Here is a 12,871-nt window from a genome sequence, read left to right on the forward strand (position 1 = left end):
CTTTCACAAGGGAAAATACGAAACCTTTGTCACGGTCGTTTGCGAGTAGGCACGGCCATGCTCCGGTTTGTCATGATGTTCGGTGCCGCTCTCGCCGCATCGACGCCACCTGCATTTTCGCAGTCAATGTCTCCCATGCGCGGTGTGGTCCGTAGCTATACGGACAGCTTTGCCGTCCGCGTTTATCCGCAAAACCCTTACAGCCACCGGATCGACGTCGCCGTGCGCGTTTACGATGCCGAATTCCGGCCCGTGAAAGCACGCGTGACGCCGCAGATTTTTACGCTCGGAGCAAAACAGTCGCGTCCGGTTGTTGTTGTGGTCAATTTCGAAGGCGAGCGCGAACGTCGCGTGCGGATATGCACGGAAAGCATCCCGTTTCCCGAAGCTCATCTTGGTATGAAGGCACAGATATGCGGAAAGTTCATTGCACACCGGCTGTGATCGGTTTGGCCGTCTGCATGGCCTCTCTAGCTGGTGGAGCCAGAGCAAGCGAGCAGGTCTATGCCGTCAGGCAGAACCACAGTGGTTTCGCCCTGCCGGGGGTCGTCTCACCCAATGGATATGACGAAGTTCGCGCGGCCGACGGCACGACGTGTCACTCATCGATATCCAGTGGCGGAAGCTATTTCGATACGGGCGTCATCAGCGATTCCCTGAACTCGCCCGACAAATCGCTGTCGGCTTATGGCCGGTTGGTCATTCCCCTGGGCGAACGGCCGAAGCGTCTCAATTGCGACCGGCTCTATCAACTCGAACTGCGGCGGTTGCAGCTTGAGGTCAAGCTTCTGGAACAGGGGCTTGATCCGCGGATGATCGGTCACCAGCCCGCAGACCGGGCAGACTGGTCGGAAAGCGGGGGCTGGACCGATGCCGGGCAAAGATGATGCGCCCTGACGTCCACAAGCCATGCCCTGCGACCGGCAGACCAGTTGCGACACCGCGTGCCGCTTGCGGAATGGAAGTCCATGCTGCAAACGCTAGGCTTGTGTTAGCACGATTGCTTGAGGACCCCTGACAGGGAGCTTGTGGGATGACGGTGATGGCTGGAGACGACGAAGCACAGGATCGGCCACGTCGTGGACGGGCAGGGCGTGGCGAGCGCGGTGGTGCGGCGGCCCGCAGGGCGGCAAGGGCCGGTGCAGGGCCCGGGCCGCAGCTGACCTATATTCGCCGCACGCTCAGGCCCTTCGAGGTTCTGGACGAAGAAGCGCTGGCCTTGATCGAGGCCAATGCCGATACGGTTCTCGAAGAGATCGGCATCGAGTTTCGCGACGATCCCGAGGCGCTCTCCATGTGGAAGGAGGCAGGTGCGGATGTGCAGGGCGACCGGGTGCATTTCCCAAAAGGGCTCTGCCGCGCGCTCCTGAAAACTGCGCCTTCCACCTTCACCCAGCATGCACGCAATCCCGAGCGCTCGGTCGAGATCGGCGGCAACACCACCGTATTCGCGCCGGTCTATGGCCCGCCCTTCGTGCGCGATCTCGATGGCGCGCGCCGTTATGCGACGATTGAGGATTTCCGCAATTTCGTGAAGCTCGCCTATATGGCGCCGTCCATTCATCATTCGGGCGGCACTGTCTGCGAACCGGTCGATGTGCCGGTCAACAAGCGGCATCTCGACATGGTGTTTGCGCATATGCGTTACTCCGACAAGCCCTTCATGGGCTCGGTAACAGCGCCGGATCGCGCCGAGGACACGGTGTCGATGGCCCGCATCCTGTTCGGCGAGAAGTTCGTCGATGAGAATGCGGTGGTGATCAATCTGATCAACGCCAATTCGCCCATGGTGTTTGACGAGACCATGCTGGGCGCGGCCAAGGTTTATGCGCGGGCCAATCAGGCCTGCATCGTCACGCCCTTCATTCTGGCCGGTGCCATGAGCCCGGTAACCGTGATCGGCACGCTGACGCAGGTTCTGGCCGAGGTCATGGCCGGCGCAGCCTTCACGCAGCTGGTGCGCCCCGGCGCGCCGGTTCTGTTCGGTACCTTCGCCTCGTCCATTTCCATGCAGTCGGGCGCGCCGACCTTTGGCACGCCGGAGCCCTCGCTGGTCTCCTACGGCGCAGCACAGCTCGCCCGCCGGCTGGGATTGCCGTTCCGTACGGGTGGTTCGCTGACGGGGTCCAAGATCCCCGACGCGCAGGCCGCCTATGAGAGCGCGAATACGCTGAACTCGACCGTTATGTCGGGCACCAATTTCGTGCTCCACGCCGCTGGCTGGCTGGAGGGCGGGCTGGTGTCGTCTTATGAGAAATTCATGATGGACATCGACCAGCTGGGCATGCAGCAGCGCTTTTGCGAACCGCTGGATGTTTCGGAAAACGGGCAGGCCATGGACGCCATCCGCGAAGTGGGGCCGGGCAGCCATTATCTTGGATGCGCCCATACCCAGGCCAATTTCCAGACCGCTTTCTACCGCTCTTCCATCGCCGACAACAATTCCTATGAACAGTGGGCGGCGGAAGGCGAGAAGGCGGCGCATCAGCGGGCGAACCAGCTCGCCCGCAACTGGCTGGAAGCCTATGAAGCGCCCCCGCTCGATGCAGGCATTGAGGAGGGGCTTCTGGACTTCATCGCCCGGCGCAAGGAATCGATGCCCGACGCCTTCACCTGAGCGCACCGGGCATCGGAAATCAGCCGGCCGGGAAGGCCTTGAGCGTGCGCCCGTCGACAGTCTGGAGGACGAGTGCGCCCTCAGGCGTCATGGTGAAGAAGGTGACGTCTGCGAGAATCTCCAGGAATTTCTGTTCCTGATTCATCAGCGCTTCCGCGCAGGCCATGCGGGTCGACGCGGCCTGGCTGATGGTCAGCCTGCCATTGTCTTCTTCCCATCCGGCCGTGTAGCGATTGCACGAGGCGTTGCCGGCGACCCGGCCATCTTCGCCGAAGGTCACCGTGACATTTGAGCTGTCGATGATGCCGCCGCCATCAATGTCTTCGACCACCCATTCGGTGCCCGTGATCTTGTCCATGCCGATAACGCCGAACGGGGCCGGGGCCTCGTAGGGCTTCATGATCAGCGTGCCCAGATCGATCTCGGTCTGGGCAATGTCGATGGTGACGGGCTCGGAGATCCAGCCGGGCTGGAGGCCATCAAGAATGCCGCCGCGCAGCTGATAGGTTCCGTCCTTGTCGAGCGTTTCCCGGTCGACCGAAAGCGCGAAGGGGATAGGCACCTGCCGGCCTTCCGTTGCAATGCGCGTCTCCGCTGCGACCGACTGCGAAGCGTCTGCATCAGCCTCGCGCAGCTCGACGATGGCGAGGGCGTCTTCCGGCAGCGCGATCCGCGCGAAATAGGTCAGCTCACCGGTGATTTTCAGCATGCTCTCCTCCTGTGCGAAGGACGGTGCGCTCCAGATCGTGGTGGACAGAAGAGCAAGGCCAAGAAGAACCGAACGGCGTTGAAAGGACATGGAAACCTCGAATTTGAACGTGTTGTCGACTCTATACTCTAGCCGACATTCCGGATGAGCAATTGTTTTGCACTGTATTGTGACGTGATTGCGTTGATAGCGGCGCGAATGCGTCCTGCTTTGCATGCGGATGCTTGCGCGCCCACTGAACGGCCTTATGATGCCGGCATTGGCGCGTTCGCGCCAGATTTCAGCATCCGGAGACTTTTGATGGAAAAGCGCCGTCTTGGACGCAGCGACCTCCTTGTTTCGCAGATTTGCCTGGGCACGATGACCTTTGGCGAACAGAACACCGAGGCAGAAGGCCACGAACAGATGGACCGCGCCGTCGAGCGTGGTGTGAATTTCCTCGACATGGCGGAACTCTATCCCATCCCGCCCAAAGCCGAGACGCAGGGGCGCACCGAGCGCTATGTGGGCACATGGATGAAAGAGCGGGGCAACCGCGATCAGCTCATCATCGCCTCCAAGGTGATCGGCCGCACCGACAATGAATGGTTTCGCGGCGACCGTCCGTCGAAGCTCGTTCGCGCCGACATCATGGACGCCATCGACAAGTCGCTGGCGCGGCTTCAGACGGACTATATCGACCTCTATCAGATCCACTGGCCGGACCGGGAAAACCCTTTCGGTTCCAACCCCACGCGGGTGACCGCGTTGAACGAGCCGCTGGCCGACGAGACGCCGATTGCAGAGACGCTGGCCGTGTTCGACGATCTGGTGAAGGCTGGCAAGATCCGCCATTTCGGTCTGTCGAACGAAAGCTCCTGGGGCGTGATGCGCTACGTCGCCGAAGCCGACAAGGGCGTTGGTCCGCGTGTGGTTTCGCTCCAGAACGCCTACAGCCTGGTCAACCGCACCTATGAGGTGAACCTTGCCGAAACCTGCCAGCGCGAAGAAGTGGGCCTGCTTGCCTATTCGCCGCTGGCGCAGGGCTATCTGACCGGGAAATACGACGATGGCGCGCTGCCGGAAGGGTCGCGCAAGGCGCTGTTTGACCGTCTCAAACGCTATGAGAAGCTTGGCGCACAGGATGCGGTCAAGGCTTACAACACCATGGCGCGCGCGTTCGGGTTGACGCCGGCCGCTTTTGCGCATGCCTTCGTCAATTCGCGCCCCTTCATGACGTCGAACATTATTGGCGCGACCAAGATGGAGCAGCTCGAAGAGGCGCTTGATGCGCTCGATGTGCGCTGGACCGAGGAAATGCAGACTGCCGTTGATGATCTGCATCAGAAAATCGGCAATCCCAGCCCCTAGAGCGTTTCCGCTTTTCGTTGAATCACGAAAACGCTCTAATGTACTGATTTTGCACAATTCCGGACGGAAAACCGGTTTCCACTTTTCCTGGAATTGCTTTAGATAATGTCGGTTGCGGTGTTGCCGTAGTTGATGTGAGACAACGAAAAACCCCTGCCGTGTGGCAACATGGCAGGGGTTTTTGTCTGTCTGTCGCGCCGTAAGGTTCAGACCGTGCCGGGTTGCGGCTGGCCTGCGCCCAGCACAACCATGCGGGCGCCGCGTGGAACGCGCTTGTAGAGATCCATGATGTCGTGGTTCAGCAGGCGGATACAGCCCGAGGAAACCGACTTGCCGATGGACCACGGCTCGGTGGTGCCGTGGATGCGGTAGAGCGTGTCCTTGCCATCCTTGTAGAGGTAGAGCGCACGCGAACCGAGCGGGTTGGTGAGGCCGCCCAGCATGCCGGCTGCCAGCGGACGATAGCGCTCCGGCTCGCGCTCGATCATGGCGAGGGTGGGGGCCCAGTTCGGCCATTCGGCCTTGCGGCCGATCACGCCATCGCCTTCGTATTCGAGGCCGGCCTTGGCAACGCCGATGCCGTAGCGCATGGCCTTGCCATTTTCCATGACCAGGTAGAGGAAGCGGTTGCCCGGATCGATGACAATCGTGCCCACGGGCTCGCTGGTCGGGTAGTCGACCATCTGGCGCAGATACTGGCGGTCGATCTTGGTCACGTCCACCGCAGGGATGACGATGCCGTTGTCTTCGATCTCGCCATACATGTCCTGATAATAGGAGAGCATCGGCCATGGGGCGTTTGCAGAGGTGCCGGGCCCGCTGCCGGTGGTGGTGCATGCCGCCGCGAAGGCGGGCAGAAGCAACAGCAGGAACACCCGCGCGCCGCGATTGGCTGCGCGTGCAACAGTGGTGTGGAACAAGGAAACTCTCCTTAAGTGTAAAATACCGGTCGGTTTTTGATGTCTTTCGCCCCGAAGGCGCGGTTGCGCGGAGGCGTTGCGGGGCACTTGCCACCCGGTTCTTGATAAATTGTGGCAAATCCCGGCGATCGTGCCCGAATGTCGCGTGAATCGTAGTGGGACTGGCCATTCTGATTGCGGGGTGAGGCATTTTTCCCACAGTGACGCTGCGTAAGGTTGCGCCCGCCCGAAAAGCGGTGTGCCGGGCCATGGCGCTTTTCCAACGGGCATGACGGGTGTATTCTTGAAGCATGAGAGACCAGCAGGCGACCGGACGACGGTTTGGCGCGGCGCTGGCTTTCGCAAGCGGCGGTATGACGCCGCCCTTGTCCGCATATCCAGAACCGCGCCCGACGCGCCGGCTGACCGATGGGTCAGAAACCGGGCAGGGCCGATGCGCAATCCATGTCTGCATCCGCTGCCGGCCCGAAGGCAGGAAAGGAACGGGACCATGGGTATCGCCATGACGATGCATGAATTTCTGGAAGACAGCCACGTGCCCTATGACGTGGCCAGACACAACCGCACGGCAAGCTCTGCCATGACGGCGCGGGTGAGCCACATTCCGGGCCGCGAAATGGCCAAGGGCGTGGTGCTCAAATGGGATGACAGCTATCTGCTGGCCGTGGTGCCGGCCTCCAGGCAGGTCGATCTCGGCAAGGTGGCCGACATTCTGGGTGAGAAGGTCGTGCTCGCAAGCGAGGAGGAAACGGCGGCGCTGTTTCCCGATTGCGATGAGGGTGCGGTTCCCGTGTTCGGTGCGCCATACCGCATCGCATGCATGATTGATGAAGCGCTTGATGCCGATGACGACGTCTATTTCGAGGGCGGCGATCATCGCACGCTGGTGCATGTGACGCGGCAGGGGTTCGAGCAGTTGATGTATGGAATGCCAAGGGCGCATATCAGCAGCTAGAACCTTTGCCGGTTGCCAGTTTCCAGGTGGAGTGCAGGCGTGCGGAGACGCTCCCGCGCCTGCGCCGGGTTCTGGCTGGAGTGTGGGAAGACGGGCGGCTGAAGCGACGCTCATCTTTATTGTAAAACGTGCGACCCTTCAGCCACCCGCCCGGCTCTTGACAACTTCCGACAGGGATCGCCCTGGAACCGGGTGTTCAGGCTTCGCCCTGGGGCGGGCCATCGCACCAGACCGCGTCTGAATGCGGTCCTTCGCCGGACCAGCCGCCCGCTAGCAGCGGCAGCACACGTTATGCCGCCGGCCCGGGCACCGTCCCATCTCCGCGAGATCACCGTCGCGACCTGCTTTCCCACGAGATGGGCAAGGAGGAGGATAAGCCTGTTTGAACGGGAGGGGAGAAAACGCGCCCCGAAACGGGAAGCGATGACCGGTCTTTATGGGATGTGCGGGGACGATGCGCGGGATCTATCCCCGTTCTGTGGGTCAGGCGGCAGCGTTTACGATCTGCTTCACCCGGTTTCGCCCGCTTTTCTTGGCTGCATACAGGCCCGAATCCGCATGGGAAAGAAGATGCTCGAGATCGCGTGAGCCGCAGTCGCTATGGCAGATGCCAGCACTGAGGGAGGGGTGGATCACGGTGTTGTCAGCGGGGACAGCGAGCCTGGAGATTTTGGCCCGCAACGTCTCAACCGCATGAGCGGCCTCGGCGCTGGACAGTCCAGACAGAAGGGCGACGAATTCCTCGCCGCCCCAGCGGGCGACAATTGCGTTGTCGTCGAACGTCTCGTCAAAAGCCTGAGCGCAGGCGACAAGCGTACGGTCGCCTGCTGCATGACCGTGCAGGTCGTTTATGCGTTTGAAATGATCAAGGTCGAAGATGGCGAGCGCGAAGGGCTGCTCGGGATTGGCCCTGATGAACGCCATGGCTCTTGTTTCGAAGGCGCTGCGGTTCAGGAGTCCGGTGAGCCCGTCGCGGGAGGCAAGGCGGCGCAGTTCGGTCGCGTCGCGTTCGTAAGCGAGGGCCAGCGCGAAGGCACCGGAAGCCGTGACATGAAACAGGGCGACCGAAAGGTGGATCGTCAGTATGGTGTCGTCGGGAATGTGGCGCGCCATGTCGTTCGTGGCCAGAAGCCCTTGGAGGGTTCTGGCGGCAAACATGCCGGTTAGAACGCCATAGGCGATGATCATGCCGGTTCTGGATAGCTTCCGGTCGCTTCGATTGCGCCAGAACTCGAATGTGCAGCCTGCCGCCAGAACTGTCAGCACAATGTTGACCGTCGAATAGACGCTTGCATAGGAGCTGTATATTGGTGGCACTGCACAGAAGGCGACGAAAACAACTGCTGGTAACAGCATGACGTAACGCGGAGCGCTGCGCTTCTCAAACTGACGGGCGGCCTGCCAACGCAGGCTGAATCCGAGAACAAGCAGTGAGTTGGGCAACAGCGTTGTCAGAACGTCGGGCAAGAATCTTTCGAACATGAAGGTCAGAAGGGCGAACCCGATCACCACATTCGCGAGCCCCCATGAGTCCCAGTAGACTTCGTTCCTTGCTCGTCCTGCGATGAAGAACACCATCGCCATGACGAGAACGACAATCGCGTTCGCTGCAAATAAGGTGAAATTGTCCAAAACCGAATGCCCACAGTTGCCCCAGGGGAAGTTTCGCAAAAGGGGGCCTAACGTCTGGTTTCGGTGTTTGGTTTCCATTCCATTAAGCCCAGGTAAACCGGGATGCAGGGCCGACATCCTTGCGGCGTGGTTAACGGCTTGATTCAAACTTTATTGGTAAGTTGAAGCTAATACTGGCTATTCCCCCGGCGAAAGACGTCGGGGAACCAGATCCCTCGAACCCATGCAGATCGTATATGCGTCTTCCCGCGTTCCTTCGACCTGTCGTTCTGACCCTTGGCCTTGCCGGTTGCACCGGTGGCCCCAGTATCGATACAGCGCTCAAGATTGACCCGCCCTCGAACGAGGTGACGAGCTCCATTGTGCGGCCCGGCGTCGGTGTCCCCGGGGCGGGGAGCGCCGATGTGATGGCCGAGCCTGCGAGCGAAGCGGGCATGATGGCGATTGCCGAGCCGGACCGGGTTTCCGCGCCTGCACTGCAGCAGGTGGCGATGATCACGCCGATGCCGGCGCCCTCCGTGCGGCCCAAAAGCTCTTCTTCCGGCAAGGTGTATCGCAGTCGGTTCGGGGATGCGCATCCGATCAATTTCGGCAAGGTGACGCCCAAGCATCATGCGGTGCATGGCGTCGATGTTTCGCGCTGGCAGGGCGACATCGACTGGGTGAAGCTGCGCTCGCGTGGCGCGAATTTCGCTTACATCAAGGCGACCGACGGCATCGATCATATCGACCCAATGTTCAAGACGAACTGGAACGGGGCCGCGAAGGCGGGCATTCGCCGGGGCGCCTATCACTTCTTCTTCTGGTGCCGGAAGGCGTCTGACCAGGCCGAGTGGTTCATTCGCAATGTGCCCAAGGTGAAGGGCGCGCTGCCGCCGGTTCTGGATGTGGAGTGGAACCACCAGTCGAGCTGCAAATGGAAGCCCTCGCGTGCCGAAGTTCTGGAGAAGATGAAGGTCTTCCTCGACCGGCTGGAGCGCCATTACGGCCAGCGGCCTGTCATCTACACCGCACCGGATTTCTATGAGGACAATCTGAAGGGCGCGTTCCCGAACCATCCGTTCTGGCTGCGCGCCGTGGCCGAACATCCCTCGAAGGTCTATCCGGGCCGTGACTGGGTGTTCTGGCAGTATTCGGGATCGGGCCTGAGCCAGGGCGTTGACGGCAAGATCGACCTGAACGTCTTCCACGGCAATGAAAGCGCCTGGTGGCGCTGGGTCGGGAAGGTGGCGGGCTGACCGCCTGTACGGAAATGACCGCTTGTTCGGGGGGCTTTACGCCCCCCTTTCTTTTGCGGTGTTTTTGTTTTGCGCAATTTTGGACGCAAAACCGGTTCCCGTTTTTGCCGGAATTGCTTTAGCCACGGGCCTCGGCAATGGCGGCAACAATGTCGTTGCGGCGCATCGCGCCATACTGGATCTTGGTGTTGAAGAGGAATGCCGGCGTTCCGTTGAAGCCGAACGCATTGGCCTGCTCCATGTTGCGGGAGAGAATCCCTTCAATGCGTTGGCGGTCCTTCTTGAAGTTCGACAGGAGTTTTTCCGGGTCATGGCCGGCGGCGGCAAGCGTCTCGTCGACCTCGTCCTGCGTCAGTCGTCCGGGCGTGGCCATCAGCGCGTTGTGGACGGCTTCATAATCCGGGCCGGCGGCGAGAACGAGGCTCGCCGCATGGACGGACGGGCCGCCGAAGATGGGCCAGTCCTTCATCACCAGCCGGACATTGCCGTCTTCACGCACCACGTCGAGCAGATCCGGGTGGCCGCGTTTGCAATAGGGGCACTGGTAATCGAAGAACTCGGCGATGGTGACGTCGCCATCCGGATTGCCGATGACCGGGATTTCGGGGTCGAACAGAACCTCTTCGACGGTCGGGTAAAGCTGGGCGCGGGCCGGTCCGGCGGCGGTGACGAGCGTCGCTGCGCCGGCGACGAGCAGGGTACGGCGGTTCATCATGGCCTTGTGTCTCCTGATGGGCTGATGCTGGTTTTGAGGTTCTCGATCTTTTCGATGAGCACCTCGCGTGAGATTTCGCCCAGATGTGCGTGTTGCAGGACGCCATCAGCGTCGATGAACAGCGTGGCGGGCAATCCGGGTGCGCTGTAGAAGCGCGACAGATCGCTGAACTGGTCGACAAGTATCGTGTCGAGCGAGAGGCCGGAGGCGGCGAGATAGCGCTGGATGGCGGTGCGGCCTTCGCCCTGATTGGCGAAGACGAAGGTGACGTCGTCCGTCGAGGCGGCGATGTCGGCCATCATGGGCATTTCACGCCGGCAGGGCGGGCACCACGTCGCCCACAGATTGACCACCTGCGGCGTGCCCTTGTGCTCTTCGAGGCGGTAGCCATTGCCCTCCAGCGTTTCAAAGGCCTGATCCGGGACGGCGAGCGGGTCGGTGCCGCCGGTGAGCTGCCATGTCGTGTTCCAGACGATGAGGGAGAGGGCGAGCGGCAGGACCGCCCAGAGGCGCTGGCGGCCTGTGGGCAGCATGACGAGCAGGCTGACGATTACGGCGGCTGCACCGGTTGGCCAGTAGAAGCCGCCCTGCCAAACCGCAAAAATGCGCAGCGGATCGGCCACAAAACTTTCCATATTGATGAGCACATGGCCGAGGCGCGCGCCGATGATGCCGCCGAGAAACGCCCACCAGGACCAGGCGTTGAAGCGTTCGTCCACCTTGCGGGCCATGATGCCGGTGACGATGAGGAAGACGAAGATGGCGAGTACAACCGCGAAGCGGTCTGCCGCAAGGACGAGCGGCCCGAGAGAAACGGCATTCATGATCAGAGCGCCTCTGCGGTTCTGGCCGAGCCGGTCAGGTTTTCCACCGTGACGGAGCCGACGAGGCGGGTGCCGGCGACCTCGCGGCCTGCGGGATCGAAGAAGAGCATGGTGGGCGGGCCTGCCACTTCAAGGGCTTTCATGAGAGCTGCGTTCTCGTCGTTGAAGTCAGACAGGTCGGCCTTGATGAGCTGGAAACCGTCGAGACCGTCGATCACGCCGGCATCCGGCAGGACCGAGCGCTCGATGACGCGGCAGGTGACGCACCAGTCGGCGGTGAAATAGACGAGGGTGGGCGCATCGCCGGCGCTGGCGAGCTGCGCCTTGAGCTCGGGGATCGAGCCGGTTTGTCGAAAGGCGAGTTCGCGGGCGGGGGCGGATGCCTCGCTGCGCTGGGCGATCTGGGCCAGCGGCTTGAACGGATCGGTGCCGCCGGACGCCGCGCCCAGCATCAGGATGATGCCGTAGATGAGCGACAGCGCGCCAACCGAGCGGACGGCGGCGAGCGGCGTCGTTTCGGCGATCTTTGCGCTGAAGGCGAAGCTTGCGATGGCGATGAGAAGGGCTGACCAGAGCGCGAGATCAAGGCCGGCGGGCAGGAGGGGTGTCGCCGTCCAGATGGCGGTGGCCAGGAAACCGAAGCCGAACACGCGCTTGACGCTTTCCATCCATGCGCCGGCGCGCGGCAGGGCCTTGCCGCCGAGCGTGCCCATGATGATGAGCGGGATGCCCTTGCCGATGCCAAGGCCGAAAAGGGCTGCCGCCCCCAGCGCCACATCGGCGGTCTGGGCGATGTAGAGGAGTGCGCCGGCAAGCGGAACGGTGACGCAGGGACCGACGATGAGGGCGGACGAGAAGCCGAGAATGGCCGCCGAGCGGCGTGAGCCGCCGACGCCGCCCGTGCGGTTTGCCACCCAGCTTGTCCATGCGGTGGGCAATTGCAGCTCAAACAGGCCGAACATGGAAAGCGCCAGAACCGCGAAGAGCGCGGACAGAATGCCGATCGTGACGGGCGACTGCAGAACGAGCTGCAGGTTCTGCCCGGACCAGCCGGCGGCAGCGCCCAGAAGCGCGAAGGCGGAGGCGAGTGCGATCACATAGATCGAGGAAAGCTCGAAGCCGCGCCAGGCGGTGAGCCGGTCGCCCTCGCGCGCCAGTGCGCCGGCCATGATGGGATACATGGGGAAGACGCAAGGGGTGAAGGCGAGAAGCAGGCCAAAGAGCGGGAAGCTGACCAGAACGAGCAGAACGCCGCCGCGACCGAGCAGCGACTGGATGAGCCCGTCATCTTCGGCAAGCGCGAAGCCGTTGTCTTCACTGGTTGCGGGGGCGGCGGGTGATGCGGAGGCCGGCGCTTCTTCTGTGACCCATTCCACGGGCGCTGCGGCCTGCGGGGCCGCCGGCGTGGTGACGGCAAGCGACAGGGCGTTTACCTGCCGGTTTTCCGGTGCATAGCAGATGCCGCCGTCCTGACAGCCCTGAAACGTGACGTCGAATGTGCCGAAGACCTGTTCGGCTAAGTGTGCGCTCGCCGCATCGTAATAGACTTCGGAGAGGCCGAATGTGGGATCGTCCTTGCGGATGCCGGGGCTGGTTTCCAGTGGCAGTTCCGCGCCGTTTTGCGAAGCGCCGATGTGATCGCGATAAAGATAATAGCCTTCGGCGATCTGCCAGTTGAGGGCAAGCGTGCCGTCTTGCGTGCGGGTCACCTCAAGGGTGAAGGCGTCTTCGACCGGCAGCGGTTTGGCGGTCTGGGCCGAGGCGGGGGCGGGCGCAAGGCTGACGGACAGGAAAGCCACAAGCGCGATCAGGATCGTCTTCATTCTGTCACTTCAAATTGTGTGGACCGCCGGGATAGTACCTTCATGGCGGGATGCTGGAGAGCGAATTGAACGCCTCAACTTAAGGCAG

General features: G+C 61.9%; 12 protein-coding genes. 6 read left to right on the forward strand and 6 right to left on the reverse strand.

All coding sequences use genetic code 11. The features are described 5' to 3' along the window. The first annotated feature begins 57 nt into the window (after positions 1-57). The 3 genes from AC4PTT_RS08330 to AC4PTT_RS08340 all read left to right on the forward strand — a co-directional run bounded on the left by AC4PTT_RS08330 (position 58) and on the right by AC4PTT_RS08340 (position 2,617). Complete coding sequence (locus tag AC4PTT_RS08330; RefSeq protein WP_113155548.1) at positions 58-444, forward strand: hypothetical protein; 387 nt, start codon at positions 58-60, stop codon at positions 442-444. Between the two features lie 17 nt (positions 445-461). Further along, positions 462-887 carry a hypothetical protein gene (locus tag AC4PTT_RS08335; RefSeq protein ID WP_113156357.1) on the forward strand — a complete coding sequence of 142 codons (426 nt, stop codon included), beginning with the start codon at positions 462-464 and terminating at the stop codon, positions 885-887. Positions 888-1,042: 155 nt separating this feature from the next. Next, complete coding sequence (locus tag AC4PTT_RS08340) at positions 1,043-2,617, forward strand: trimethylamine methyltransferase family protein (RefSeq protein ID WP_206554566.1); 1,575 nt, start codon at positions 1,043-1,045, stop codon at positions 2,615-2,617. 19 nt (positions 2,618-2,636) lie between these two features. Here AC4PTT_RS08340 and AC4PTT_RS08345 read toward each other — a convergent pair whose 3' ends face one another. Next, positions 2,637-3,416: an META domain-containing protein gene (locus AC4PTT_RS08345; RefSeq protein WP_206548839.1), complete on the reverse strand. Its 780-nt coding sequence runs from the start codon at positions 3,414-3,416 to the stop codon at positions 2,637-2,639. Positions 3,417-3,626: 210 nt separating this feature from the next. On the opposite strand from AC4PTT_RS08345, the gene AC4PTT_RS08350 reads away from it, so the two are divergent. Beyond that, on the forward strand, positions 3,627-4,676 hold the full coding sequence (locus AC4PTT_RS08350; protein ID WP_113155546.1) for an aldo/keto reductase: 1,050 nt from the start codon (positions 3,627-3,629) through the stop codon (positions 4,674-4,676). A 206-nt stretch (positions 4,677-4,882) separates the two neighbouring features. On the opposite strand, the gene AC4PTT_RS08355 is transcribed toward AC4PTT_RS08350, so the two are convergent. Continuing rightward, entirely contained in the window at positions 4,883-5,596 is a 714-nt protein-coding gene (locus AC4PTT_RS08355; protein WP_236042258.1) for a L,D-transpeptidase, read from the reverse strand. A gap of 490 nt (positions 5,597-6,086) precedes the next feature. Between AC4PTT_RS08355 and AC4PTT_RS08360 the strand changes: the two genes are divergently transcribed. Beyond that, on the forward strand, positions 6,087-6,551 hold the full coding sequence (locus AC4PTT_RS08360) for an aminoacyl-tRNA deacylase (protein ID WP_113155545.1): 465 nt from the start codon (positions 6,087-6,089) through the stop codon (positions 6,549-6,551). A gap of 483 nt (positions 6,552-7,034) precedes the next feature. On the opposite strand, the gene AC4PTT_RS08365 is transcribed toward AC4PTT_RS08360, so the two are convergent. Continuing rightward, entirely contained in the window at positions 7,035-8,261 is a 1,227-nt protein-coding gene (locus AC4PTT_RS08365; RefSeq protein ID WP_492162475.1) for a GGDEF domain-containing protein, read from the reverse strand. A 158-nt stretch (positions 8,262-8,419) separates the two neighbouring features. Here AC4PTT_RS08365 and AC4PTT_RS08370 point away from each other — a divergent pair, with 158 nt between their 5' ends. Further along, positions 8,420-9,421: a glycoside hydrolase family 25 protein gene (locus AC4PTT_RS08370; RefSeq protein ID WP_113155543.1), complete on the forward strand. Its 1,002-nt coding sequence runs from the start codon at positions 8,420-8,422 to the stop codon at positions 9,419-9,421. 118 nt (positions 9,422-9,539) lie between these two features. On the opposite strand, the gene AC4PTT_RS08375 is transcribed toward AC4PTT_RS08370, so the two are convergent. From AC4PTT_RS08375 to dsbD, 3 genes are read right to left on the reverse strand one after another with little or no spacing between them, the layout of a single operon-like run. Continuing rightward, positions 9,540-10,136 (reverse strand): DsbA family protein, encoded by a 597-nt coding sequence (locus AC4PTT_RS08375; protein WP_113155542.1) that lies wholly within the window; start codon positions 10,134-10,136, stop codon positions 9,540-9,542. Further along, complete coding sequence (locus tag AC4PTT_RS08380; protein ID WP_492162476.1) at positions 10,133-10,960, reverse strand: prolipoprotein diacylglyceryl transferase family protein; 828 nt, start codon at positions 10,958-10,960, stop codon at positions 10,133-10,135. The genes AC4PTT_RS08375 and AC4PTT_RS08380 overlap by 4 nt, the downstream gene beginning before the upstream one ends. Before the next feature lie 2 nt (positions 10,961-10,962). Further along, positions 10,963-12,783: a protein-disulfide reductase DsbD gene (gene dsbD, locus AC4PTT_RS08385; RefSeq protein ID WP_492162477.1), complete on the reverse strand. Its 1,821-nt coding sequence runs from the start codon at positions 12,781-12,783 to the stop codon at positions 10,963-10,965. Positions 12,784-12,871: the final 88 nt, after the last annotated feature.

It is taken from the genome of Nitratireductor sp. WH36-1, from assembly GCF_058725515.1.